At 67.6% G+C, this 25248-nt stretch carries 23 protein-coding genes and 1 pseudogene; 7 read left to right on the top strand and 17 right to left on the bottom strand.

Annotation, left to right across the window (positions count from 1 at the left end; genetic code table 11):
• Nucleotides 1-19: 19 nt before the first annotated feature.
• The 3 genes from SSP08S_RS43065 to SSP08S_RS43055 are packed head-to-tail and all read right to left on the bottom strand — an operon-like array spanning nucleotide 20 to nucleotide 2942.
• Entirely contained in the window at nucleotides 20-712 is a 693-nt protein-coding gene (locus SSP08S_RS43065) for a response regulator (RefSeq protein ID WP_019073849.1), read from the bottom strand.
• Nucleotides 713-716: 4 nt separating this feature from the next.
• A complete protein-coding gene (locus tag SSP08S_RS56975) occupies nucleotides 717-2012 on the bottom strand; it encodes a sensor histidine kinase (RefSeq protein WP_019073848.1) in 1296 nt (431 codons plus the stop codon).
• A gap of 48 nt (nucleotides 2013-2060) precedes the next feature.
• Complete coding sequence (locus SSP08S_RS43055; RefSeq protein WP_019073847.1) at nucleotides 2061-2942, bottom strand: CPBP family intramembrane glutamic endopeptidase; 882 nt, start codon at nucleotides 2940-2942, stop codon at nucleotides 2061-2063.
• Between the two features lie 886 nt (nucleotides 2943-3828).
• Here SSP08S_RS43055 and SSP08S_RS62145 point away from each other — a divergent pair.
• Together SSP08S_RS62145 and SSP08S_RS60095 are read left to right on the top strand one after the other, a co-directional pair.
• Nucleotides 3829-3993, top strand: coding sequence for a hypothetical protein (locus SSP08S_RS62145; protein ID WP_019073846.1), 165 nt, complete (start codon nucleotides 3829-3831; stop codon nucleotides 3991-3993).
• 251 nt (nucleotides 3994-4244) lie between these two features.
• Nucleotides 4245-5426 carry a hypothetical protein gene (locus tag SSP08S_RS60095; RefSeq protein ID WP_245608067.1) on the top strand — a complete coding sequence of 394 codons (1182 nt, stop codon included), beginning with the start codon at nucleotides 4245-4247 and terminating at the stop codon, nucleotides 5424-5426.
• A 643-nt stretch (nucleotides 5427-6069) separates the two neighbouring features.
• Here the strand turns inward: SSP08S_RS60095 and SSP08S_RS43040 are convergent.
• From SSP08S_RS43040 to SSP08S_RS43010, 7 genes are all read right to left on the bottom strand, one after another.
• The gene (locus SSP08S_RS43040) at nucleotides 6070-7113 is read right to left on the bottom strand and encodes a serine hydrolase domain-containing protein (RefSeq protein ID WP_019073844.1); all 1044 of its coding nucleotides are present in this window, start codon (nucleotides 7111-7113) and stop codon (nucleotides 6070-6072) included.
• A 119-nt stretch (nucleotides 7114-7232) separates the two neighbouring features.
• A complete protein-coding gene (locus tag SSP08S_RS43035) occupies nucleotides 7233-8348 on the bottom strand; it encodes a glycosyltransferase family 4 protein (RefSeq protein ID WP_019073843.1) in 1116 nt (371 codons plus the stop codon).
• Nucleotides 8345-8881: a dCTP deaminase gene (locus tag SSP08S_RS43030; RefSeq protein WP_019073842.1), complete on the bottom strand. Its 537-nt coding sequence runs from the start codon at nucleotides 8879-8881 to the stop codon at nucleotides 8345-8347. The genes SSP08S_RS43035 and SSP08S_RS43030 overlap by 4 nt, the downstream gene beginning before the upstream one ends.
• Nucleotides 8878-9417, bottom strand: coding sequence for a dCTP deaminase (gene dcd, locus SSP08S_RS43025; protein WP_019073841.1), 540 nt, complete (start codon nucleotides 9415-9417; stop codon nucleotides 8878-8880). The genes SSP08S_RS43030 and dcd overlap by 4 nt, the downstream gene beginning before the upstream one ends.
• Nucleotides 9414-10643 carry a metallophosphoesterase gene (locus tag SSP08S_RS43020; RefSeq protein ID WP_019073840.1) on the bottom strand — a complete coding sequence of 410 codons (1230 nt, stop codon included), beginning with the start codon at nucleotides 10641-10643 and terminating at the stop codon, nucleotides 9414-9416. The genes dcd and SSP08S_RS43020 overlap by 4 nt, the downstream gene beginning before the upstream one ends.
• The gene (locus tag SSP08S_RS43015) at nucleotides 10640-11923 is read right to left on the bottom strand and encodes a UDP-N-acetylglucosamine 1-carboxyvinyltransferase (RefSeq protein ID WP_019073839.1); all 1284 of its coding nucleotides are present in this window, start codon (nucleotides 11921-11923) and stop codon (nucleotides 10640-10642) included. The genes SSP08S_RS43020 and SSP08S_RS43015 overlap by 4 nt, the downstream gene beginning before the upstream one ends.
• Nucleotides 11924-11962: 39 nt before the next feature.
• The gene (locus SSP08S_RS43010) at nucleotides 11963-12394 is read right to left on the bottom strand and encodes an ATP-binding protein (protein WP_019073838.1); all 432 of its coding nucleotides are present in this window, start codon (nucleotides 12392-12394) and stop codon (nucleotides 11963-11965) included.
• 176 nt (nucleotides 12395-12570) lie between these two features.
• On the opposite strand from SSP08S_RS43010, the gene SSP08S_RS43005 reads away from it, so the two are divergent.
• Together SSP08S_RS43005 and SSP08S_RS43000 are read left to right on the top strand one after the other, a co-directional pair.
• A complete protein-coding gene (locus SSP08S_RS43005; RefSeq protein WP_019073837.1) occupies nucleotides 12571-13842 on the top strand; it encodes a helix-turn-helix domain-containing protein in 1272 nt (423 codons plus the stop codon).
• On the top strand, nucleotides 13839-14384 hold the full coding sequence (locus SSP08S_RS43000; RefSeq protein WP_019073836.1) for a flavoprotein: 546 nt from the start codon (nucleotides 13839-13841) through the stop codon (nucleotides 14382-14384). The genes SSP08S_RS43005 and SSP08S_RS43000 overlap by 4 nt, the downstream gene beginning before the upstream one ends.
• Here the strand turns inward: SSP08S_RS43000 and SSP08S_RS42995 are convergent, their stop codons facing one another.
• The 5 genes from SSP08S_RS42995 to SSP08S_RS42975 form a co-directional block, all read right to left on the bottom strand.
• Nucleotides 14385-16094: a relaxase/mobilization nuclease domain-containing protein gene (locus tag SSP08S_RS42995; RefSeq protein WP_019073835.1), complete on the bottom strand. Its 1710-nt coding sequence runs from the start codon at nucleotides 16092-16094 to the stop codon at nucleotides 14385-14387.
• Nucleotides 16091-16735, bottom strand: a complete 645-nt coding sequence (gene mobC / locus SSP08S_RS42990) for a plasmid mobilization relaxosome protein MobC (protein ID WP_019073834.1) — start codon at nucleotides 16733-16735, stop codon at nucleotides 16091-16093. The genes SSP08S_RS42995 and mobC overlap by 4 nt, the downstream gene beginning before the upstream one ends.
• A 130-nt stretch (nucleotides 16736-16865) precedes the next feature.
• Nucleotides 16866-17618, bottom strand: a complete 753-nt coding sequence (locus SSP08S_RS42985; protein ID WP_019073833.1) for a DUF2637 domain-containing protein — start codon at nucleotides 17616-17618, stop codon at nucleotides 16866-16868.
• A gap of 212 nt (nucleotides 17619-17830) precedes the next feature.
• Nucleotides 17831-18904 carry a DUF3631 domain-containing protein gene (locus SSP08S_RS42980; RefSeq protein ID WP_019073832.1) on the bottom strand — a complete coding sequence of 358 codons (1074 nt, stop codon included), beginning with the start codon at nucleotides 18902-18904 and terminating at the stop codon, nucleotides 17831-17833.
• A 440-nt stretch (nucleotides 18905-19344) separates the two neighbouring features.
• The gene (locus tag SSP08S_RS42975) at nucleotides 19345-19575 is read right to left on the bottom strand and encodes a hypothetical protein (RefSeq protein WP_019073831.1); all 231 of its coding nucleotides are present in this window, start codon (nucleotides 19573-19575) and stop codon (nucleotides 19345-19347) included.
• 94 nt (nucleotides 19576-19669) lie between these two features.
• Between SSP08S_RS42975 and SSP08S_RS42970 the strand changes: the two genes are divergently transcribed.
• From SSP08S_RS42970 to SSP08S_RS42960, 3 genes and pseudogenes are all read left to right on the top strand, one after another.
• Entirely contained in the window at nucleotides 19670-20362 is a 693-nt protein-coding gene (locus SSP08S_RS42970; RefSeq protein WP_026179328.1) for a helix-turn-helix domain-containing protein, read from the top strand.
• Nucleotides 20359-21862, top strand: a pseudogene (locus SSP08S_RS56970) (site-specific integrase). The gene SSP08S_RS42970 and the pseudogene SSP08S_RS56970 overlap by 4 nt, the downstream one beginning before the upstream one ends.
• Before the next feature lie 41 nt (nucleotides 21863-21903).
• Nucleotides 21904-23133, top strand: a complete 1230-nt coding sequence (locus SSP08S_RS42960) for a hypothetical protein (RefSeq protein ID WP_019073829.1) — start codon at nucleotides 21904-21906, stop codon at nucleotides 23131-23133.
• 116 nt (nucleotides 23134-23249) lie between these two features.
• Here SSP08S_RS42960 and SSP08S_RS42955 read toward each other — a convergent pair whose 3' ends face one another.
• Nucleotides 23250-24203: a hypothetical protein gene (locus tag SSP08S_RS42955; protein WP_245608066.1), complete on the bottom strand. Its 954-nt coding sequence runs from the start codon at nucleotides 24201-24203 to the stop codon at nucleotides 23250-23252.
• A gap of 68 nt (nucleotides 24204-24271) precedes the next feature.
• Nucleotides 24272-24841, bottom strand: coding sequence for a hypothetical protein (locus SSP08S_RS42950; protein ID WP_019073827.1), 570 nt, complete (start codon nucleotides 24839-24841; stop codon nucleotides 24272-24274).
• Nucleotides 24842-25248 lie beyond the last annotated feature (407 nt).

Below are 25248 nucleotides of genomic sequence, written 5' to 3'. Positions count from 1 at the left end.
GCGCCCGTGGCGAGCCGGTTCACGGTGTGCCGGACGCCAGTCCGACGCGGTAGGCGAGGACGACTGCCTGGACCCGGTCGCGCAGGGCGAGTTTGGCCAGGATCCGCGAGACGTAGGTCTTGACCGTCTCGGGGGTGATGTACAGCTCCGCCGCTATCTCCGCGTTCGACAAGCCCTCGGCCAGCTGCCGGAGCACCTCCAGTTCGCGGGGCGTCAGCGCGCGTACGACGTCCTCTCTGGCCGGCCGGGAGGACTCGGCCGGGCGCAGGTGCTCGGCGTAGTGGCCGATGAGGTGGCGGGTGACGGCGGGCGCCAGCAGGGCCTCGCCCCGGGCGACGGTCCGGATGCCGTTCACCAGCTCCGCGGGTGGCGCGTCCTTGAGGAGGAACCCGCTGGCTCCGGCGCGCAGCGCGTCGTAGACATGGGCGTCGACGTTGAACGTGGTGACGACCAGCACCTTCGGCGGCTCTCCGGCGCCGGGGCCGGCCAGTTGCCGGGTCGCCTGGATGCCGTCGAGGAGGGGCATCCGGATGTCCATCACGACGACGTCGGGGCGCAGCCGCCGTGCGGCTTCCACCGCCGCGTGCCCGTTCTCCGCCTCGCCGACGACCTCCATGTCGGGCTGGGCCGAGAAGATGGTGACGTAGCCGGTCCGCACCAGTTCCTGGTCGTCGCAGACGAGCACACGGATCGGTGGCGGCGCGTCGCTCACGGGGTCACTCCTGAACGGGCTCGGGATCGGGCCCGGGTTGGGGCTCGGGCTGCGGCTGCGGCTGCGGCTGGGACGGAATCGTGGCACGGACCTCGAACCCGCCCCCGGGCCGGGGTCCGGCCTCCAGTTCACCATCGAGCATCCGCACCCGGACCCGCAGCCCGGCCAGTCCTCGCCCGCCCTCGGGGCCCGGCTCTCGGGTGGCCGACACAGCCGCTGGTGCGAGGACGGGGCCGTCGGTGGTCACCCCGATCTCGACGCGCTCCTCGCCGTGCCGGACCAGGACCCGTGTCGGCTGCCCGGTCGCGTACTTCATCGCGTTGGTGAGCGCCTCCTGTACGACCCGGTACGCGGCCAGCTCCACGTCCACGCTCCGGGGCCGCCGCTCGCCCCGCTCGCCGAACTCCACCGGCTGACCCGACCTGCGGGCCTGCTCGACGAGGTCTCCCAGCCGGCCGAGGGCGGGTCCCCGATTCCCTTGCGAGGAGCCCTCATCGGCGCCGGTTCCGTCGGTCGTGGACTCGCCGGTCGCCTCCAACACCCCGAGCAGATACCGCAGTTCGGTCAGGGCCCGGCGGCCGGTGTCGCTGACCGAGGCCATCCCCGTAACGGCCCGTTCCGGCGCGGACGTGATCAGGAACTGTGCCGCGTCCGCCTGCACCACCATCGCCGTCACATGGTGGGTGACCACGTCGTGCAGCTCCCGGGCGATCCGCGCCCGCTCGGCGGCCGTGGCCAACTCGGCCGCCAGCCGCCGCCGTTCCGCCTCTTCACCGCGCCGCTTGCGCACACCGCTCCCCACCAGCCGGACCCCGGCCAGCACCAGATAGAAGGCGAGATAGTCCGTCGGGTCCTGCGGGGAACCGAGCCGGTGCAGGACGACGGCCAGCACCACGTACCCCGCACTCGCCGCGCCCGCCAGACCCAGGCGGAAGCGGGCCTGGTGGGCTCCGGCCGAATACAGCGCCAGATACAGCCCCATGCTGCCGAACGTCGTCGCGAAACCCAGCGCCTGGTGCGCGGCGAACGCGGCGGCTACGACCACCAGACAGCCCGCGGGCCGGCGGCGGCGGGCCGCGAGCGGCAGGGTCTGGGCAAGGACCAGTCCGAGGCCCAGCGCGTTCGCCGGCCGCTCGGGCAGATCACCGATCTGCGCCCCGATGGCCGACAGGGTCGGCACGAAGGCCAGCAGGGTGAGCACCAGGGCGAGAACACCGTCTTTGAGGAAGGCGTCCTGCTCCTTCCACCGTTCGAGCGGTACCCGCAACCACGGTGTCCGCAAAGGACCCTGACGGAACATCACTTGCGTCTTCCTCCGATCAGCCGGTGTCCCGTACGGCGGCCCGCCTCAGCGCCGGCCTGGACGCCGGGCCGGCCGCAGTCCACCGCTCCGGCCGGCGAGGACGACCATCCGGACGGTGAGCAGCACACCGATGAGGACGGGCACGATCGATGCCTCCAGACCGAAGGTGCCGCCGCTGAGCAGGGCGGAGCCGTGGGTGTCGACCGTGAACAGGCCCTGGGGAGTGTGTCCGGAGACCGGGATGCCCAGCAGCTGCTCGGCGGTGTTCCAGGCGAAGTGCAGGCCCGCGACGAACCAGATGCTACGCCGCCACAGGAACGCGACGCCGAGCATCACACCGGCCTCCAGGGCGATGGCGAGCGCGCTCCACGCACCGGCTCCCGGAGCCCCCAGGTGGGCGACGCCGAAGAACAGCCCGGTGATCACGATGGCGGCCCGGCTGCCCCACCGCTGTTCCAGAGCCTGGAGGGCGAGACCGCGGAACATGAGCTCCTCGGTGACCGCGGCGCCGGCCTGCACCATCGCGGCGGACCAGACGACGGAGAAGAAGCCGTTGCCCGCCCAGGAGAAGTCGTAGCCCCCGAACACCGTGATCAGGAGGGCGGAGACCAGGACGAAGCCCAGGCCGACCGCACCGCCGCGCAGCGCCTCCCGGCCGGCCCCCTGCCGGGCGATCTCCGGAGTGGAGCGTCCCGCGACCCGGCGCATCACCACCCAGTACACGGCGACCGCCACGACCGCGCCCAGCACCGGCACCGGACCGGGGCCGGTCGCGGTCAGCCCCGAGACCAGGCCGACACCCACGATGCCCGTCACCATCCAGCCGAGCGGAGCGCGGACGATCCGGCCGAGACGACCACCCCGGCCGCCACCGTCCTCGTCCGTGCGGGACCCTGCGTCGTCGTGTGCGGCGGACGGCGTGCTCATGGTGACCTCCCTGCGGCGACGGCCACTCCGACGGCGGCCGACCTGACGACCACGCTAGAAATCCACCGGAATCCGCGAATCACCCGCGCAGGGACGGTCCGGGTAGCTCTCACGGGGGATGCGCCACGCCTGCCGACGGGTCCGCCGCCTCCTGTTGGCGGCCCCCGCCGCCCGCAACGCCTGCTCCCACATCGTCGCTAAGGGACCCGGGCAAGAGCTCCGCCGGTACAACCGCTCACGCATGGGGCCGGACACACCGGTGCCCCGGCCGTCCGAAGACGATCGGGGCACCGTAAAACTGCAGGTCAAGCCTCTCCGAAGAGGAACGACCCCGTAGACCCTGTGGGACTCGAACCCACAACCAATGGATTAAAAGTCCTGGCTGGATCTTGCTGGGTGGTTGCGGACACTGACTCGATGTCCGGAACCACCAGGTCAGGACGGGTTTGTTGTGGGGCCCGGTCCACGTCAGGACGGCTCCTGCCGGATCGTCCGCTCACGCATCGCTCACGCAGGCCACACCACATGAACTGCACAGAACACTCTGAACGGGCCACGCTTGCGGATCCATTCAAGATCACAAAAAGTAGGCTCGACCCTACAGACGCCAGCCCGTTCGACGAGCAGCCTGGGTGCATCGGCTCAGCCCCGTTCCCGTGGCGCGGATCTTCAAGATCAGCAAATGCATCAAATCTGAGGCTGACCCGCGCCCTCACTGCGGCGAGTCTTGTACGCGGTGCTTCAAAGAGGCTCGGCTCGTTGGGTTCAGCCGCGCGTCCGTCTGATCGCGCGGGTGAAGCCGAGGGTGATCACGAAATGTGCCCAGCGGGGTACAGACTTCGCGGTGCGAGGCGGAGAGGCTGGTGCCCGAGGTGGGGAGCAGCCGATGAGCGGGCTCGCGGTGGAATTCGACGTCGTTACTGCCATTTGTGCTGCGCGGGTTCTGATTCGCCAACTCCGAGGGCTGTTGCTGGACATCGGTAACACAATCCGTGCCTGGCGCTCTATGCGCGACGCCTTGCGGGACGAGCAGGAGGAACAGCAGGGCTGACCGCTGCCCTCGCACCGACTGGGCGGCGGACGGTCGGCGCCAGGCCGAGGCTCTCGGCAGCCGAGACCGCTTCACCGCCGGACTGGATCACTTCGCCCGGCCTGGTCACGAATGGGCGCGGCGTTCCGTTTCAGAACAGCCGCAGGTGCTGGTCAGTTCTGAGCAGGCACCTCAGACTCATCCCAAGGGCCACCGGGACGCTGTAGAAAACGGGTGTCAGCGCCGCGCGGAGCAATCTACGATCGTTCGCCATGGGCGTGTACATAAGCCGACATCGGACCGATGCGGCACCGAAGCGAGCATCAGAGTCGAATGCCGAGTTCTTCGAACGGATCGCCGGCCCCTTCTGGGACCAAGTTCGGGATGTGATCAACGAGTGGTGGTCACACTTTCCCCCCGATGCTCAGCCCGGTCTGCTCAGTCGGCTACGGGATCGTAATTTCGATGCCAACGTCTTCTCCGCGTTGTGGGAGCTGTACGTGCACGAGATGCTGCTCGGCTCCGGTTGCACGGTGGGAATCGAGCAGCAAATAGGCACCGAGGGCAAGTATCCAGACTTCCTGGTCACCCGTGGCGACGAACAATTCATTGTCGAGGCAATCTGGACAGCCGAGAATCTGGACGCAACCGGGAGCAGCTCGCTCCCGCCTCAGGTCGCGGACGCGATCGATCGCGTTCCGAGTCCAAACTTCTACGTGTCATACAAGGTGGACAGTGTTGGCTCGACCACGCCGCCGCAAAAGCGATTGAAGAACGAGCTCACGCAATGGCTGGCAAGCTTGGACCCCGACCAGGTCATCGCCGAGTATGAACAGAAGGTGCCGCTGCCCAAGCGCACCTGGCAAGAGGCAGGTTGGCACCTCAGCTTCGAGGCGATCCCCCGCAGCTCCGGCAAGCGAGGCGATCCGACGAGCAGGACAATCGGAATCCATCCCTCGGTGTGGGTCGCCGATGACTCAGATCGCTTGCTCAAAGCTGTGAGAAAAAAGGGCAGGAAGTACGGAGACTTGGCGCTGCCATTCATCGTAGCGGTTGGTAATTCGGCCCTCTTTCCCGAAGATGAGGACATCGAGAGCGCGTTGTACGGGACCTCGGTCGAGTACGCCCACCGCACCGGATCGACCTTCGGTCGCAATCCCGACGGCTACTGGACTACTGCGCAAGATCAGCCCCACAGCCGGGTAAGCGGCGTACTGACCGTCGACAACCCGGCACCTTGGACCTGGACGAAGAAGGTCCCAGTCCTCTGGCAAAGCCCGGCACCAGGCTCGCTCCCGGCTCCCGTTCTCCCCACTTGGGAGACGGCACGGTTGGTCGATGTTCACGTCGAACGTCAACCAGCAACTCGCCCCATCCACACATCTCTTGATCTGCCGGAGCACTGGCCGATCGGGGACGCTTTTCCCCGGCGTCGGCCGAGCCCCGAAAACTGAGGGCACGACGCAAGCTGGTCGCTGAAGGCTACTTTCGATTCCAGCGGACACATGTCTGCAGTGGAATGCCAGCCGCTGCCGGTAAAGGAGCTAGAACCGAGCATGTGGCACGGTGGCGAATCTGGCAGCTATCGGAACCTCACCTCGACTGCAGGGCGGTTGTGGCTGCTGCGACCAGTCAGCCCCGCCGGCTAGTCCGCCGACTGCCAGCCCTCGTCAAGTTTCGAGCCCGGCTCACCAAATCATCAGCAAGTCTCTGACCAACAAGCGGCGGAAGACCATCCTCAGCGCTGCAGCAGGGTGGTTTCGCACGCTCACCCTGCGGCGGATGCTCCAAGCCAGCCAGCTCGTAGAGAAGCGTGTAGACGTTTATGTACGGATCATCGCTGTGTGGGCCGACGATAACGATGGTTGCTTCGCCCTTCGCAGTGAAGGCCACCACCACTCGCAAAGCTCGGACTAGGCGCTTTACGCACAAGTGTTCAACTATCTCCCCAGTAAGCCTGTAGCCGAGAGCTTTACAACCCTGACTCCTTAGCTCACTCAGGAACCGGAGTAGCAAGACTGACGCGAAATCACTCCGCTGCGGAACCACCTGAAGTTGGGGTTTCCTTCCAGGCGACGACGTCGGTCAGGCTGCTTCTCAGCCGAAGGCAAGTCCGCGGAAGGTGTTGCGGATCTCGGTGAGGGGCTGGCGGTCGCGGGTGTAGTAGAGCTTGTTGGTGAGCAGTACGGCCCACCGCTCCTGGTCGGGTGAGATCCACATGCCGGTTCCGGTGAAGCCGTAGTGCACCCAGACATCCTGGGTCGGCTCGGTACCAGGAGCTGGGTGCCAGAACAGGCCGCGTACGGGCTCCAGTTCACCGGTCTGGATCGTCAGCGACTCAGTCACCCAGGCCGGCCCGAAGCCGGCCTGCTCAGAAGTGGAAGTCTCGCCCAGCATGTAATGCAGGAAAGCGGCGAGATCGTCGACGACGGTGAATGCGCCGGCGATGCCGCACACACCGCCCAGCAGTCGAGCGGAGAAGTCGTGGGCGACGCCTTTGAGGTGAGTGCTGGTGTCCTCGTCGAGTTCGGTTGGTGCGCACCGCGCGGCGATCTCGGAGGGCAGCGGCCCGAACCGGGTGGTGTTCATGGCGAGCGGCTGCCAGATCCGCTCCGTGGCGAGTTGATCGAGGCGGTGTCCGGAGAGGTGTTCGGCGAGGTAACCGAGGATGAGGGCGGCCCGGTCGGTGTACTCGACGGCTTCTCCGGGCTGGCGGTGCAGTGCTTCTCTCAGCACGCCGTCGCGGATGTCCTGCGGGTCGGTGCCGTACAGGTTCTTGAGTTGAGCCCGCAGAGGGACGCCTGCCGTGTGGGTCAGCAACTGGCGGGCGGTCACCGATCCGAGCGCGTGGCCTTCGACCTCGGGCCAGAAGGTACCGAGGGGAGAGTCGAGGTCGAGCTTGCCTTCTTCCCAGAGGGAGCCGATGGAGGACCACACGGCGAGGATCTTGGTGAGGCTGGCGGCGTCGAAGACGGTGTCGGACCGCATCGGCGCGTCCGGCTGCTCGGGGTCGAGAACCCCTGTGTTGCCGTGGATGCGGGTTCCGGCGGCGTCTCCGACGGCCCATACAGCGCCTGGGTAGACCTTGTCTCGGACGCCTTCATTCAGGAGCTCTTCGATGCGGTCGGTGCGATACGTCATGGTCTCCCTGTTCGCAGTGGGCATCCCGTCGGTCAGCGTAGTGACGCGGGTGGGGTGAGTGGAGGAACGGCGTGCGGGGCTGCCCTCGCCCCGCCGGATGGCCCGGTTTCTGTACCTGCTCAGGAGAGTTGGTGGCCGAGGTCGATCAGAGCTTGTGCGGCAACCGACAGTGGGTAGCGAGCAGCGTTCGCGTAGCCCGACTGCCGCAGCGCGGAGAGTAGGCCCGGAGAAGTTCGCAGCCGATCCAGATCGCTGGCGAGAGCGGCCGAGTTGGTGAAATCTGTGGCCATTCCGGAGGCGGCGAGGGCCTCGTTGAGGCCGGGTACGGGTTGGTAGAGGACGGGCAGTCCACAGGCTTGCGCCTCCAGCGCGACCAGGCCCATGGCCTCCAGAGTGGTGGACGGCATGACCAGTACGTCGTGCTCGGCGAACGTCTTCCACAGTTGTGGACGGCGGAGCCAGCCGAGGTAGCGGGGCCGTAGGCCGGCCCGTTGCAACAGCGGTGCCAGGGCGTGGAATTGGGACCTAGGCGCAGCGATGCTCAGCTCGATACCTGGCACGGGCGCCAGGCTCTTGATCAGGGCGTCGCCTCCCTTCTCTGCGGTCAGCCGTCCCGCGTACAGCAGCCGTAGGTGGCTGGCAGAGGCGCGAGTTGGCCGGGGTGGTGGGTCGGTGAGCAGGTGGTCGGGGATGCCCCAGGGGATGTGGGTGATCTTCCTGCGGTCGATCTGCGGGGCGAGCTTGAGCAGGCGGTCGGCCATTGCCACCGTGGGCACGACGATCGCGTCTGCGGCTCTCGCGGTCTCGCGCAGGACTCGGAGTTGATCACGGTGGGTCTCGGCGAAGATCAGGTCGGTGCCGTGGACCAGGGCGATGCGGGGATGCAGAGGCAGGGCTCGGATCAGGGCTGGGGTGGCGCCGAATGTCAGGTGCTGAAGGTGCAGGACGCCGATCTGGTTTGGGTCGATCGCGGCTGTGAGGGCCCTGCGTAGGGCTGTGACGTAGCTGCCGAAGGCCGGGCCTTCCAGGCACTTGCCGGCCACGGACAGCAGGTCGAGCCCAGCGGGGAGAAGACGCTTCGGGTTGGACGGGCCGAGCATGAACGCCCGTGCGGGGATGAGGGGGCACTCGCCCGTGTAGAGGTCGAGGAAGAGTTCGACGCTGCCGCCCGGACTTCCGGCGGGCAGGTCCAGCAGGGTGGCGGCCAGCGGCCCGGCGGCTGGGCGGGGACTCACAGGACTCCTCCGGGGATCTCCTCGTAGAGGCGGGAGATGTCGATGCCGTCCGTCGTCGCGTACTTGGAAAGCTGCTGCTGGTAGCTGGCCGACGTGCCGAAGGCGGTGAGGAAGACGAGCTTGCCGAAGGTCATCCCCGGGTAGACCCGGACGGGCTTGGCGGCCCGGATCTCCAACGTCCAGCGAATGGCGTGACCTTGGTGGCCGAGCGGGGCGGAGACGTGGACCCAGATGCCGAGGGTGCCGATGGTCCGATCGCCGTTGAGCATCTGCGCGTACGTCTCCGAACCGGTCTTCTCCAGCGTGACACCGAGGTAGAGCACCTCCGGCTTGAGCACCAAGCCCGTTGCGGGGATGACCTGTTCGACGAACGCGGTGGGGGCGGCGGCGTCTAGTTCACCAGCGCAGACGCGAAGAGTGTCGCCGAGCCGCCAGTCGTAGGCGTTCGGGGAGAGACGGGCGGGATCGTACGGCTCGATCGTGATCTCGCCAGCCTGAAGGGCGGCTCTGATCGCGGGGCGGGTCAGGATCACGAGGCGACCGCCTTCACCGGAGCGACATCCCGCCAGTACCTCGACGGCTGCGGACCTGTGGCGGCCTGGTACTTGCCTTGGTAGGGGTCAATTTCACCGGTGGAGACGAAGAACATGATCTGCGCGATCTTCATGTCGGCGTACACCCGTAGCGGACGGACTGGCGAGAGCATCAGCGTCCACTGGCCGTGGAAGCCGATGTCGCCGATGGGTGCGGTGATTTCGACGAAGAGGCCGAGCCTGCCGACCGAGGAGCGGCCGAACAGCAGCGGCACGAAGGAGTTGGAGCCGACCTGTTCGAGGGTGTGCCCGAGGTACAACTCGCCGGGCTGGAGCACGTATCCGTCTGTCCCGATCTCCATCTCACGCGTGAGGTTGGGACGGTGGGAGTCGATCACGGTGTCGGCGTAGGTCAGCAGGGTGGGGCCGAGGCGGACGTTGTAGCTGTTGGGGTTGACCTGCTCCAGCTCGAAGGGGTCGATGGTCAGGCGACCGTCGCGGGCAGCGGCGGTGATCTCGGGGCCGGTGAGGATCACTGCTCGCCTCCCTCGGTGGCGCCGCCGGGCAAGGTGGTGGCCAGGACGCGGCGTACTGCTTGGCTGAGCCGGAGCCCGGCTTGATGTGTTCGGCCGCCCAGATGGCTGTCGGCGAGGTAGCCCGTCGTCAGCACGCTGCTTATCGCCGACGGAAGAGGCGTGGGAGCGATGACCAACGGGCCCACGCATTCAGCGAGTTGCGTGAGCAGCTTGTCGTGGTCCTGGGCGTGCTCGTCAGGAAGGACGGCGTGGACGAGGTGGTTGTCGAAGGGCTCGATGGCCAACAGGTCGCCGAGGGTGAGTACTTCGCCGAGCGGTACGGAACGGAGCGCGGTCTCGTTGAGGATCACCGCGTCTGCGCCGAGGCCGGAGTGGAGTCGACCGGCGATCTCTCGCAGCAGACGGCTGCGGTCCAACTCTCCATTGCGGTAGGGCTCGTTCACGGTTCCGAGCGGGCTCGCCAGCTTCCGGCTGAAGAGGGAGATCTTCTCCCGCACCGTAGCGAGGTCTTCGGGAACTGCGGTGGCGTTGGGAAAGGTGCATGTGCGGGCGGCCCAGCCGCTGCCGCCCGGTTCTGCGGTGGCGTAGCCGATGCAGAGTTCGCGTCCCTTGACGACCAAGGTGTCGCCGATGCGCACCGGGCCGTAGGTGTCGCTGTGGCAGTGGCCGGCGAAGATGACGTCCGCGAACGGGCAGGCGGCGGCCAGCTTCAGGTCCTCCTCGAAGCCGGAGTGGGACAACACGATCCAGGCGTCGGCTCGGTGGTGGTTCTCCAGCATCACCTCGCGCAGGGCATGGGCCGGGTTGGTGACGCGGTGGCCTTTGCGGTCGCGGGTGGGGATCGTGTTGAACGCCTGGGGACCGATCACCGCCGTGATGGCGACTCGCTGGCCGCCGATCCGCTTGATTCGCACGCGGTCGAAGAGCGGTTTGCCGTTGGTGTCGGAGGCGTTGGCGCACACGGTCATGTCGTGCAGCCCTGGTTCGAAGTAGTGCGGCCAGCCGTGATTCCCGGGCGCGAGCAGGTCGTACAGGCTGGTGAGGATCTCGCGCTCGATCTGGCCCTTGCCGAAGCGGTAGTAGCCGCTCCCTTCGAAGAAGTCGCCGCAGTCCACGATCAGGCTCTCGGCCCTGGCGGTGTGGAGGTGGGTGAGCATCGGCATGGCCGCGTCGAAGGCGGAGTGGACGTCGGTCGTAGCGACGATCTTCCGTAACCGTCGGCTCATGGGGTGACCTCACAGATGTCGGCGCCGAGGGCGTGGAGCTTGGTGGGCAAGTCGGCGTGTCCGCGACGGAGTTGGTCGAGGCCACCCAGCGTGGTGACACCGCGTGCAGTGAGGCCGGCGATGAGCAGGGCGGAGCCCGTGCGGATGTCGGTGGCCTCCACTCCGGTGCCGGTCAGTTGCTGCGGGCCGGTGAGACGGCACTTGGTGGGCGACAGGTCGTGGATCTCGGCGCCGAGGCGGGCGAGTTGAGGCAGGAGGTTGCCGTGGCGGCCGGGGTTGATGGTGTCGGAGAAGAGATGGGTGCCGGGGCGGGTGAGGGCCAAGGCCATCAGGGGCGGTTCGAAGTCGGCGTCCAGGCCGCCGGGGGCGAGGGAGGCGACGGCTCGTAGCGGCCGGCTGGTGGGGTGGGTGTCTTGGGCGTGGATGGTCAGTACGTCGTCCTCGGTGCTCGCGGGCACACCGAGCTGTCGTAGAGCGCTGACCAGGGGAACGACGTCATCGCCGCGTACGCCGCAGATACGCGCCTCGCCGCCCGTCACTGCGACGGCACAGGCCAGCGTGCCTGCCTCGATCTTGTCGCCGGGCACCTTCCAGGCGATGGACTCCGTGGGAGCGGACGGGGGCGGCGCGAGCGAAAGAAGAGACTCGCCGGCCCGGCACTGCCATCCAGCCATCCGCAACGCCTCTACGACACTGAGCACTTCCGGCGAGAGATTGGGCCCGCCCAGCCGCAGTGCGCGTCCGGCCACGACCGCGCGCAGGACGGCGGCGATGGTCGCACCTCGGGAGCGGAAGGGCAGCGTGATCGAGACCGTTCCGGTCTGTGCGGCGGCTGCTTCCACGAGGTAGCCCCGGTCGTCGACGGTCGTACGGTCGCCGAAGCGCTCGTAGACCGCGAAGTGCTGTTCCATGCCGCGCTCCCCGATCCGGCACCCGCCTGGCCAGGGGAGACGGGCCCGTCCGCAGGCGCCGAGCAGTGCTGGTACGAGGTAGTACGAGGCTCGGATGCGTGCAGCGGTCTCGGGGTCGGGCTCCGCTTGCGGCCTGTCGCTGGGCAGGATGACCGCGGTGTGGGGATCGGTGACGGGGTGGGCCGTGTGCCAGCCGGACTGCTGGAGCAGGGTGAGCATCGTTTCGACGTCGGTGTTCGCCGGGACGTTGCCCACATGTACTGGGCGGTGCAGGGCCGCGGCGGCTGCCAGGAGTGGCAGGGCTGCGTTCTTGGACCCGTCGACTGTCACGGAACCGGTGAGAGAGGTGCCTGGCCGGATAGCGACCACTTCGGCGGCGACCGGGGGAATCCTTACGGCTGTCAACCGTCAACTCCTTTGCAGGGGAAGGCATCGTGAGGGCTGGTCCGGGCCGCTGACCTTGAACTCGGCCCAGCACCGCTTGCCGGATGGCAGTGGCTCGATCCCGTGGCGGTCCGCGAGGGCGGCGACGATGAACAGGCCGCGCCCGCCTTCCTCTTCCACGTCAGGCAGTCCGATCTGCGGGGCCTTGGAGCTGGCATCGGTCACTTCGATCAGCAGGCGTTCGTCGTTCAGTCGGGCGCCGGCCGAGATGGGGCCGTGGCCCGCGTGCCGTACCGCGTTGGCGAGCAACTCGGCGGCGACCAACTCCGCTGTTTCCAGGAGTTCCTGATCGAGGGAGGCGTCCCAGGCCCGTATCCCGATGGCGAGTTGCCGGCGCGCGGAGCTGGCGGCAGCAGGTGTGCCGTGAACGGGGAAATGGATCTGATGCGCTTCCATGAGCGGCCTCCTGGATCGGTGTGGCAACTCCACGCAACCGCTTCGGAGGCAGGCGGGGCCACGCCGTGTGCTGGCGCCGCATGACTTATGCAGGAGCTGCATCGCGGTCAATTGCCGCTCGGTTACGCTCGGTTGAGCTGGCAGGATCGGCGACGGCAGAAGGGGCCGTGGCACAGATGGCCGAGGCACAGAGTGAAGCGAGACGGATCGGCGAAGTGATCCGTCAGGCCCGCGTGTTACAGCGGCGTTCGCAGACTGAGGTTGCCGCCGCCCTGGGGTACCACCAGTCGAAGGTGAGCCGTCTGGAGAGCGGCAGGGGCACCGAGGACGTGCGCACGCTGCGCGAGATCGCGCAGGTGCTGGACATTCCACTGGACCGTCTCGGTCTCGCCGCCTCCTCCGACACCAGCCCCGCCGACCCCGGAACAGAGGACATGCACCGCCGTACCTTCCTGGCCGCGAGCGTCGCAGCTCTCGCGGCTACGCCGTCGTCCACCGCAGCGCATTTCGACCTGGTACAGGTCCTGCTGCCAAGCACGATCCCTGCTGCCACCGGGCAAGCCCTGGACATCGACGAGCTACGGGACCGGACACGGGACGTACGCCGGATGTTCTGCACGTGCGACTACACGGATCTGGAGCGGACGCTGCCGGGTCTGATCACCGACCTGCGCCATGCCGCCAGCGGCTCATCCGGCTCGGCGGAGGCGTCCGGATTGCTCGCCACCGCGTACCAGACGTCGGTGAGTCTGCTGCTGAAGCGAGCCGATCAGGGCAACGCCTGGCTCGCGGCCGGTCGGGCCATGGCCGAGGCGGAACGGTCGGGGGATCCCATCGTCCTCGCCGCCAGTGTCCGCGTTCACGCCCACGTCCTCGTACGCGAGAAACACACAGCCCAGGCCGTGAACATGGTCCGCCACACTGCCGACCAGCTCACATGTTCCTACGACCAGCGCTCGCCCCGGTATCTGGCAGCGGTCGGCCTGTTGTTGCTGCGCGGGGTGACCGCCGCCAGTAGAAACGGCGATCGCGCCACCACCCAGGACTTCCTCACCGAGGCCAAGGAAGTGGCACGCTACGTCTCCTTCGACCGGCCCGACGCTTGGGCGAACTTCAGCCCCACCAACGTGGCTCTGCACGAGATCAGCGCGGCCGTCTCCTTCGGCGACGCCGGCATCGCGCTGGAAACCGCACGGCCCCTCATGCGACGCCACATTCCCGTCCCCGAGCGCCGGGCCGCGCTCTGGGTGGAGACCGCCCGCGCCTACAGTCAGCAGGGCAGACTCGCCGACGGCTACCAGGCCCTGCGCATCGCCGAGAGCTGTGCGGCCCAGGACATCCGCCGACCGGCCGTACGCGAACTGGTCGCCGACATGGCAGCCCGCGACCGCCGCCGGGCACTGCCCGAGCTGCACCACTTCAGCCGCCAACTGGGAGTGCCCGCGTGAGTGACCAGCCCGACAAGCCGTTCCTCCAGATCGTCGTCTGCGCGGCCGGAGTCGCCGCCGACGTCGGCAAGCTGATCACCGCAGCACAGGAACGGCACTGGGACGTCGGTGTCGTCGCCACCCCGCAAGGACTCGGCTTCCTCGACGTCGAGGCGGTCGAGGCACAGACCGGTCTCCCCATCCGCTCGGCCTGGCGAACACCGGACCAACCGCGCCCCACCCGCCCCGCGGACGCAATCGCGGTCGCCCCGGCCACCTTCAACACAGTCAACAAATGGGCCGCCGGAATCTCCGACAACCTCGCCCTGGGCATCCTGTGCGAAGCACCCGCGATGGGCGTACCGATCGCCCTGCTGCCGTACCTGAACTCCGCCCAGGCCGCCCACCCCGCGTACCGCCAGAGCCTGGAACGGCTACGCGAGATGGGCGTACTGATCGGGTCGTACGAGCCTCACCGGCCGAAGGCTGGCGGCGGGGCCGACCGGTATCGCTGGGAAGAAGTGCTGGAACTGCTTGCCCCGAGGATCTCCGCGAGATCGTGATCAGCGGCGCCTTGCTTGCGGTGGTTGTGAGATCGGGATGGCAGCGGATGTGTGGCCTGCGGCATCGGGGAGTTGTGGTGCGCTGCCGGTCCGTACTGTGCTGCGTGCCTGCGCAGCACGGGCTCGTGCGCTGGGCGCCGGTCGTGTGCTGAGGCGTTGGATACGCCAGGTCAGGACTCGTGCGGGAGAGTCTGCGTCGTCCAGGGCTCGCTGATCGGCGGCCTGCTGAAGGAGCTGCTCCGGATCATGGCCCGCTGCCTCGGCCTCGGCGAGGGTGGCGGTGAGGGCGGCGAAGGCCGGGTCATCGACGACCTTCTCGACATGGTGGGGCGCGGCCTGGCGCAGGTGTCGGATGTGTCGGTCGACCGTCGGCTGGGGCGGTCGGCGTTGCGCGAGAGCGGCTAGAGGTGCAGTTGCGGCTTGGCTGTAAGCGGCCTGGAGATGGATGAGCGTCTCGCGCGCGGCGGCGACTTGTTGGTCGTGATGGTGGAGTTGGTGCCAGCGGGCGGCGGCGATGACGACGAGGATCGCGGCGTCGAGGAACATCGCCAGGACGGCTCCGTCTTTGGGCGCGGGTTCGCGGAGCATTGCGCGTACGGCGCCGCGCAGGGCTCGGGCGTGGTGGTGTTCGGCGTGGATGCGGGAGCGGGTAGCGCGCTCGAACGCGGTTGCCGCCTCTCGGAGTTGGTGGTGTACGGCTTGAGGTGTGACGAGGGGAAGGGCGTCGAGAGCTTCGCCGAAGGCGGCCAGGTGTGCTTGGGAGGCTTCGTCGTCGGGTTGGTCGAAGTGGTGGGGTATGCGTTCGGCTGCGGCGGTGGCCTGGTGCCATGGGTTGGGCCTGCGCCTGCCCGGCTGTCCGGTGGGCTGCGGTCCCATGCTCGCCAGGCGTTCCTGGATTTTGGGGAGGGACAGGTCCGGGGCGAGTTTGGAGCCGGAGTACCAGATGGGGCCGTGGGCGTCGTCCGCGACGGCGACCTTGTATCCCCGTACGTCGCCTGAGGGGAAGTGCACGATCTCGACGAGTACGCCGTCGAGGTGGCTGAGCAGGTCGACGAACTCGTCGATGGTGGAGGCGGCGGCCACGGCGGTGCGGACAGTGGTGCGCAGGCGTTCGCGGGCGGTCGTATCGTGGCCGGCGCGGCGGGCCTTCTCCTGTTCGGCGCGGGTGGGGCGCTTGGCGGCGGTGCGGTCTCCGCGGACGATCTGGAAGAGGCCGTACTCCTTCTCGATCGCGGCGAGTTCGCGGTCGGCGGTGAGGTAGTCGTTCCAGTGACGTGCGGTGCGCAGGTCGGCGCGGACCTTGGTGGCGGCGATGTGGATGTGGTCCGGCGCGTGGCGGACGGCGACCCAACGGCAGCCGTCAGGGTCGCCGTCGGGTGCGATGCCGGTGGCCGCGACGACGCGGCGGGCGATGTCGGCCCACTCCTCGTCGCTGAGGTGTCGGTCGCTCTCGGCGGCCCGGATCGAGCAGTGCCACGTGTGCTTCTCGGGGGCGCGGCCCAGTCGCCGGGCCTGCTTGACGTGCAGGTCGAGGTCGGCCACGAGGAGCCTCTTCGTGGCTTCGAAGTCGTCGGTGCGGCCGGGGTCGGGGGCGAAGCCGTCCCAGGAGGCGACCAGGTGGGGGTCGGTGTGGTCCTTGGCCTTCTTCGTGTCGAACAGGTACCGGATCAGGCCCGCGGTGTCCGTGCCGCCGCTGATCTTCGCGATCATCGGGCGGACCTCTTGGCGACCGCTTGGTTCGCGGCGGACGCGATGTGGCCGACGGTGGCGCCTACTGCCTCCAAGGCGGGTTCGACCTGGGCCAGCATGGCGTTGTCCCCAGGGTGCGGATGGCCGCCGGAGTGGAGCTTCTTGGTGATCTGGTTAATGTTGTGGCCGATCCTGGCGACCTCGCGGCGCAGGGCGGTCAGTTCGTCGATGTAGTCGTCGAGTGGGGTGCGCTGGCCGGGGAGGGCGAGGTCGCCGTGGAGGTGGGCCATGACAACGGCGCCGACGTAGTGGGCGCCAGCGATGTTCAGGGACCGGGCCTTGGCGAGGATCGCGGTCTTCTCGTCGATGCTGTAGCGCACGTCGACGCGCTCTTTGCGCTGGACGGGTTCGCGCTGACGACGGCGGGCGACGCGGTGCAGCGCGGCGGCATCGGCAGCTCGCGGCAGCGGAACGGCGGGGATCTCGACGAGCTTGTCCTCCTCGGGCACCCCCTGGTGCCCGAGCCCCTCCGCCACCCCCGGGGCGGAGGCACCCTCGTTGGACCGGCCCTTGGACGGTCCAACGGGATACCTTGCTGCGCTGTTCAGGCCGGTGGCCATCTCCTGCTCGGAGATGGGGAGTTCCTGGAACGGGTCGTGCAATTGGGGTCTCCGGAGGTTGTTTGGGGTCGGATGCTTCGCTGTACGCCGCCCCTGTGCCCCCGTGCTCGGCTGCACTGGGACACAGGGCGAGCCCGGTAGGGCGGCGGGGCGATCGGCACCAGCGCAGAGGTCAGGCGGCGCTGGCGGAGGCCGTGTCGGGCTCCCTCCGTTGCGGGGAGGCGGCTTCGTCGAGTTCGGCCTGAAGGATGTCCTTGAGCTGGTCCGCCTCCTTCCTTCCAATGGTCAAGTCCCTGCTGCGGAAGGTGGCTTCGATGTGGCGGCGCGAGGCGCGGCCATGGCGTCCCAGTGGCGCGGTGCGCGCAAGGGCGAGCCGTTCGGGAGAGATTTCGCTGGGCTCGTGATCCTGCGGTTCGGCGGAGGATTGCGGTTCCTCAGCCACTTCGGTGGTGTCCGGAGCCACATCGACGGCAACCCGCGCCACATCGGCGGGTCCGTGAACAGTGGGCTGGCGGTGGACGACTATGGAGAGGTGAACCGCGCCGGCCAAGGCGAGCGGAGCAATGGCGGACAGGCCGCCGACGGTGAAGTCGTCGAGGCGGAGGCCATCGCCTTGGCGGGTCTGCTGGTTGAGGCGGACGGCGTGCAGGGCGTTGGCCCAGATGCTCGTCACGGTTGCAGCACCGACGAGTGTCCATACGTACACGCGAGACCATGTCGAGGCGGCGTGCAGCATCACGAGGGCTCCCACGCCGATGGCGATGAACCCGTCGATCACAAGCGGAAAGACATAGGTGAGAAGCCCGCGGATGTGGGTGGCGACGGCCATCTGCCGCAGGGCGTCGTAGGACAGAGCGAAGGCGAAAACGGCGAGCAGGGCGATGCCGACGCGAATCGCGGCGGTAGCGGTGATGCGGGCAGACAAGCGGGGTACTCCAGGTGGGCTTGGGGGCGGCGGCCGCGGAGCAGGGGAGGGCGAGGCGTTGCCGCCGTGCGGTGCGCTGACTCGTACCACTCGTCGCATGCCTGGTCAGAGCAGGTACGAGTGGGCTGGCGATGTCGAGACGACTCGTTGCGGGCCGTTCACTCGTCCCCGCGCTGACCTGCGCGGGGACGAGTGCGACGAGTCGGCGCGGGTCAGGCCGCGGAGCCGGGAAGGGGATTGGCCGACGGCTGTGCGGGCTCGGCCGCCGGAGCCGGATCAGGGCAGTAGCGGGCCCAGGTGTCGAGGAATTGGGTGCGCGCGAAACCCTTGGCCTGGGTGCCGTCGGGGAAGCGACGGTTGGCTGAGCTGATGCCGTAGGGCTTCAGCAGCAGCTGCAGGCCACGCGGGGTCAGCCCGTTGGGGCCGTACTCGGCCCACGGCGCCTCCTTGTCCGCGTTGAGGGCTTCCAGCAGGCGCTTCGTGCCCAGGACCGCCGGGTCGTTCTCGGCGGCGAAGGCCCGGCGGATGCCGACCAGGAGGCGGGTGCGCAGGCCGCCTTCCTCGTCCTGCCCGGCCTCGTAGTCGGTCATGACGCGGCAGGCGGTGCGGGCGAGTGCGGGCCACTCGCCCCCGGCGATGTCGGCGATGACCACCAAGGGTTCCCAGGTGTCGGCCGCGCGGTCCTCGACCGGCATGGGCGGCTCCGTCTCCAGCGCCTGGGCGTACAGCGGCTGGAGCCAGGCGGTGAGCCGGTCTCGGATCGTGTGCAGGGCAGGGGTGTCGCGGTGGGTGCGGAAGTGCGCCACCTCCTCGCCGTCCGCCCGGCGCCTCATCCGGATGACCACCGACCGGTCCATCACCGTGTCCGGCAGATCACCGATCCCGGCGAGCGCCGCCATGGCGAACGTGGGGAACGCGGTGGGCTTGTGCTCGGGCCCGGTCACCCGCAGCGTGGGCCGGTTGCGCTGATGCCCGGCGTTGATCAGGCCGCGTACCTCCTCGTTCTTCTCCGCCGCCTTGACGGTGTTGAAGAGGGTGTCGGCCTCGTCGACCAGGAGAGCTGGCGGGTCCTCGTCGTCGATCGAGCGGAAGATAGCCGCCGCACTGGCGTTGACCGTGATCAGCGGGTTGCGGACGGTCTCGGTCACCACATCCAGCAGCCGTGACTTGCCGCACCGCTTCTCCGGAGCCACGATCGCCAGACGCGGCGCGTGCTGCCACGCACGCTGCAGATGCGTAGCCGCGATCCACAGCGTGACCGCGGTGAGAGCCTCCTCACCCGGCATTGCCACGTACCGCTTGATCTGCGCCCGCAGGCCGACCAGGACCTACGCGCCCTCGGAGTCGTGCGATGCGGTCGGCGCCTCAACTGGGCTGGCAGGTACATCCGGTGAAGGCAATGCCGTGCCGTCAACCGGCTGGCCGGGGACAGCGACCGGCGGCCACGAAAGCGTGTTGGAGTCGGAATAGTGCTCGGCTCCCGCATGTTCCACGGGGCAGCTCCTCGTCTGGCGGCTGCGGGCTTGCACGCCCTTGCCGCCGGGTTGGTACTTCACGGGCCGTACGGGGTTGCTGGGGCCTCCGGCGTTGCACCGCCGGGGGCCCACCCCGTTCTCGCGAGCGTTCGGTGATCGCGAGGGAACACGGACCGTACGTCTGCGCCCGGCAACAGTCCAGCTTTTCTGTGTCAGCTCAGCGCAGAACGGCCTGCTACGGTCCCTCGCTCTCACGCGGCCAGGCCCAGCAGGGCCAACAGGTCCGCGGTCACCACCCGGTAGGCGTTGCCCAGCCGCAGCACCTTGCACGGGTACTGGCCGCGCTTCGCCAGCTCATACCCCTTGCTCCGCCCCAGCCCCAACGCCCGGTTGCCCGTCTCCAGGTCAACGGCAGCGGGAAGCTCCAGCAGCTCCTCGCGACTCATGCCCTTAACCCGGCCGACGGGCCCGTTCTCGCGCATACGCGCTCCATCCATGACTGAGCCCTCGGCGAACACGGCGATCGCGCTCGTCTCCAGGCCATGGAATCAACGGTAGGGAAGTTAATGTGTCTGCATGACACAACGCGGTTCGGATGCTGGAAGGGACAGGGACGAGGACGACGTCCCGGAGTGGGTGGACCAGGTGATGGCCACGGTGGCCGCCGAGGTCCGCAGACGAAGGAAGGAGCTGCGCATGAGCGCCCAGGACCTAGCTGACCGCTGCGAGGAGATCGGCCACCCGATCCCCCGCAACGTGATCGCCAACATGGAGTCCAGCCGCCGCGCCAACCTGCCCCTGGTCGACATCCTCGTCCTCGCCGAAGCCCTGGACACCTACCCGATCTGCCTGCTCTACCCCGTCGGCTACGTCGACCGAGTCCAGCGCCTCCCGTTGCAGCACTCCGAACGGACCTGGGATGCCATGCGCTGGTTCACCGGCGACAGTGAGGAGCTCGGCAGGGAAGACGCCATGCTCCGTTCCTTCCGCGCCCACATCCGCCACCAGCGTGCCGCCCTGGCCGCTCTGAAGGGCGAGAAGCACGAGCGCTGGAAAGCCGAGACAGCACCCAACCAGGCAGAACGCGAAGAAGCCGTACTCGCGCAAGCCGACTACGCAGAGAGGGCGTTGGAAGCCAAGTACCGGCTCCGCAGCGCCCGCGCCTTCATCCGCGAAGACGGCGGCAGGCCACCGACCCTGCCGCCGGAACTCTCCGATGTCGACCCACCCGAAACCGACCCCGACACCACCGAGGAAAACGATCTTTGAAGGGTTCCACCCACCGCCGCTGCTACTGCCGGGACCCCCACACCGGCAAGCCGCTCGGCAAGAAGTGCCCCAAGCTCTCCAGCCGCAAACACGGCTCGTACTCCATACGTCAGGAACTCCCGCCGCACGAAGACGGCACCCGCCGCTCCTTCAGCCGCGCCGGCTACGAGTCCCTGAAGACGGCTCAGGCCGACCTCGACCACGTCCGCGCTCTGCTCGCCCTGGCGGACAAGGACGACCCCGACAGCCTCCAGCGCCTCATCGCTCTGCTGGAGGAGGTCGCAGCCGAGAAGGCCCCGCTGCCCGCCATCGAGGAGACCCGGCGCCGCCTCAGGGCGGGCCTGGCTCTCCGTGGCAGCCTCACCGTTGGCGAGTGGCTCGATCAGTGGTTCGCAGCGAAGAAGCGCCGCAAGACCACGCTCAACGGCTACGCGTCCCACATACGCGTCCACCTGAAGCCGCGCATCGGCCAGGTACGCCTCGACCGCCTCAACGTCGGCCACCTGGTGGAGATGTTCGACGGGATAGCCGACGACAACGAGGTCATCGCGGCCGAGAACGAGGCCCGCCGCGAGCAGATCGCCCGCTGCAAGCCGAGTAAGCCCGGCCGCCCTGTAGGAGCCGAGCGGAAGCTGCTCGCGGTTGAACGGGCCAAACTGGCGGAGATGAAGCCGTTCCGGAAGATCACCGGTCCGGCATCCCGTCAGGCGATCCGCCGCACCCTGCGCGCGGCCCTGAACTCCGCGATCGCCCAACAACTCATCACCTTCAACCCGGCGTCCCACGTCGAGTTGGAGTCCGGCAAGCGCCCGAAGCCTCTCCTCTGGACCGATGAGCGGGACGGGCGAGATCCCCGGCCCCGTGATGGTGTGGACCCCGCAGCAGTTCGGCGCCTTCCTCGACGCGGCCGAGGGTGACCGCCTGTACGCGATCTTCCACCTCATGGGTACCCGCGGCCTCCGTCGCGGCGAGGCGGTCGGCCAGGACTGGCACGAGATCGACCTCGACGCCGGCCTCATCACGCCCGCCAAGGAAATCGTGGTGGACGGCTGGGACACGTATGAGTCCGAGCCGAAGACGGACGGCAGCGCCAGCACGATCGCCTTGGACAGCTTGAACATCGCAGCCCTGCGCGAGCACCGCGCCCACCAACTGAAGGAGCGGGAGAAGTGGGGTGACGCCTGGCAGGACACCGGCAAGGTGTTCACCCAGGAGAACGGCGCCTGGCTCCACCCCGAGACCGCGTCGGAGACGTTCCGGCAGATCCTGGCCCGCACCGGCCTACCGCCGATCACCCTTCGTGATCTACGTCATGTGTCGGCAACCCTCACCCACGGCGGTGGCGGTGACCTCCACACGATCAAGGAAACGCTTCGCCACTCCACAATCACGCTGACCTCGGACACGTACACGAGCTTGCTCCCCGAGGTCGACCTGGCAGCCGCTGAAGCAGCGGCCCGGCTAGTGCCACGCGTCCGCCTTGATAAGACCGCAGAATAAATCAGGCCACATCCTGAGAGAAACCGCGCAACATTGGTGTCGTGGAAAACGAGAGCAACCTGTCCATCACTCTGATCACGATGGACCGCGCGGCAGAGTGCACCATCTTCACCCGCTCGGACGGGAAGGAGGCCCGCTTTCCATTGGACCCGTCCCCGTTCGAAGACACGAGCGTCCTAGCCCGACTCGACTTCACTCCGGCTTACGGAGCGCTCCTCGCCACCACTCTGAGCGGCGATCAGGTCCTCTTTGAGATGCCGCTGCAGGAGGCCGGTGATCAGCTGGCAAGACGGCTCGTCGTGTACCTCGACCAGAACCAGTGGAGCATGCTGAGCAACGCCGATCGCGGCGCAGAGAAGAGCAGCGAGATGGACCGGGTCGCTGCCCGAAAGCTGAAGGAGTGGGTGAACCAACGTCAAATCGTTCTACCTGCCTCTGCCGGCCACTACTTCGAGACCGGCAAGACGTTCAGCACGGACAAGCGCTACGGCCTCGGACTGACGATCTTGCAGTACAGCCGCGGCTGGCAGATGCGTGATCCTTTGCAGGTCCGGCGGAACGAGCTTCACGATGCCTTCTGCCACCGAATGGACCGGCCCGACAGAGTACACTCCGCCCCGGTCTTCACCCTCGACGCGGACGCCCTATACGCCCCCACCCGGTGGACTGGTGTTGAGCGAATGCCAACGCCACAGAATCGCTTGGCTTTCCAAACCAAGGCGCTGCTCACTGCCTCCGTTTCCATCGACGCCATCCTCGACACCCAGCAAGTCGAGGACGGACCGGACACCGGGTGGATAGCAGCGAGCCAGCGCTTCAGTGACTGGCTGGACGAGCTGGATCAGGACTCACAGCAGAAGCGCAGGGCCATCGACATCCACCTCGTGAAGGACCTACAGCAGGAACTGGCAGAAGAGGCAGCTGCGGCAGACGTCCCGAAGGAACTGTTCCGCCAGTGGGGGTTCAAGGGATGGGTGCGGGCCATCGGAGAGGCTCCGGCCGTCGGCCTCTTCCGGGAAATGCTACAGAGCCGACACCTCAACAAGGGCACCACGTGGCGACGGAACGATCTCACGGACATGGTCTACCTGTCCTGTGCAGCCGGGTACGCGGACTTCGTCGTCTGCGAGAAGCACATGCGCGACCCATTGCAGCATGGCTTGAAGCGCATGGGACTCTCGGCACAGGTCTACCGTCGACTTAATGACGCTGTAGCGGCAATCGAGGAGCGTCTGGAAGCGCGTTCCTCCTCTGCCAGTTCCGCGCAATAGCTCTGGCGGGCCGATCTCTCTGACCTCTGCTGACGGGTGGCTTAAACAGTTCTGGTATGGGGCGGAAACGTCGGCCGCCGCGTCCAGGAAGCTGCCACCGATGCGGGACGGGTCCCCTAGTTCCGATTCGGCAGCCGGCTAAATCCGCTGCAGGGGTGAAGACACCGGTAGCAACAGATGTCTCTGCCTGTCGGGTCTTCTCCCAAGCCGAGCCGGAGTACCTCCTGGCTCAACTCAATCTTGGTGAAGCGGGCCAAGGGGTCTCTGGGCCGGGACACCCAACTCACTTCGTGGAGCTGCAGCTCGGACATGACGGATCGCGGAAAGGCGGAGACGGTCTCACCATCGGTGTGTGAACAGCTACGCAAGCCGCAGACGTTGCACGCTCCGTCAGCGTCATGCCGCACGGTGACGTCGTATCGGGTATCGAGCAGGTGCGGGCAGTAATCGATGTCCTGCCCGCACAAGGAGCAATTTCGAGTCGCGGTGAAGCCGGCAGACATGCCCCATCTTCTGTGCATAAGCGTGAGGCGGCAGACGTCCCAGTAGGTGTCCTCGGAGTACTCGATGTTGCAGTCGAAGAGCCCGCCTACGAGAGCTGCGACTTGATGAGCGTGTCGGTGGGCAACTTCGGAAAGCTCGCTGTCCTCCAGGAAGTTGTAGGCGTCGACGGCACGGCCCAGAGAGGTGCGTGCCGCCGCTTCCAGGTCCTGCCACGGATCGGTTGGCTGGCGCGTGTCGTGCGGTGTGTGCGGCAAACGCGCCATCGCCATGTACTGGCGGTGGCTCCACCGGTTGGAGGTGGATGCACCGATAGACCACTGAGACGGCGAGGTGAGTGCTGCGATGTTGGCTCGCAGTCGGCGTCGGGCCTGCGACCACACGCGGATAAGGAAGTCCCGTTGTGCGCTCATCGTCCACAGTCCGCGACGGTGAATTTCCTCTGTCGTCGATGTCCAGGACGGAAAGCGGGCCAGGGACAGGCCCCAGGTGAGGGAGATACTGCGACAGCACTGCCCGTACAGGCGCATGGATTCTCGCAGGGCCGTCACACCGTCCTGGTGCATCATGGCCAGACGTACAGGGCCTGACGCCGGGGGCAAAGGTACCCCGGTGCGGATGACAAGGCCGGAGACTCTCATCCGGTGGTGTCCTCCGGAGCGGCATCGTCCGGCTCTGCCGGGGGAAGCCCGACACGGGCCGGGTCGGACACGGCGGCTTGGATGAGGTTCTCGATGTCTGCCAGCCGGCTGGTGATCTCCAGACCTCGGATAGCCGTTTCGTTCTCGGTCCGGACGATCTCAGCGATCTTGACCGTCACACGCGCCTCGTCGACCTCCTCAGCAGGGCAGCCGGGCCCCAGTGAGGAGCGTGCCCGCTGCCAGGCAGTCAGAACGATGCTCTTGACCAGATCGGTGGTGAGCGTGGTGGCCACAGCGATAGCGATGGTGGCCACCACCTCGGTGGCCCCGTACTCACTGAGATAGCGGCGGTCTTCTCGCGCGCATGCGAAGTCGATGTCCACGCCACGATGTCGCAGTGTCTTGATCAAGCCGGCCACATCGTCCCGGTAGACGGCCATCTCGTCGATGCTTGAGTCGGGGAGCAGAAACACGCGGTCGCCCGTTGGGGCAGTGAGCACCGTCTCGGGCAGGTCTGCCGCTGAGATGTCCCAGCGTGTCACATCACCGGTGATCTCTTTGGCCATCAGCAGGAGCCCTCTCGTGATTAGCGTTGCGCGCGTGCCCAAGCCTAAAGCGGCATGGGATTGCGCTGTCCCGCACGCAGTAGTCCACTGAAGTTTGATGTTGAGTCAGCTGCCGTCAGTCATGGCAGATCAGGTGGCAGGGTGTGGGCTACTGCTCTGACATCGCAGGCTGAGAAAACGACAGATGAGCTAGTCAGCTTCGGCTGCGGCCGGTCCGTCGGCTCCCGCAGCACGGGGCGAGAGGCGCCGCGTCGCTGCGAAGCCTCTCCGACGCACCCGCGAGGAGTCTTGTCAGCATCACCAAACGCGCGGCCGTGATCGAACATCCGCTCACGCATCGCTCACGCAGAGACCTGAAAACGCCACAGCGCCCGACCCGACCGAAGCCGACCCGGACGCTGCACAGC

The organism is Streptomyces hokutonensis, assembly GCF_000376565.1.
GTDB classification, from domain to species: domain Bacteria; phylum Actinomycetota; class Actinomycetes; order Streptomycetales; family Streptomycetaceae; genus Streptomyces; species Streptomyces hokutonensis.
The sequence above is the reverse complement of the archived record's forward strand: the minus strand, read 5'-3'. Positions and strand labels throughout refer to the sequence as shown.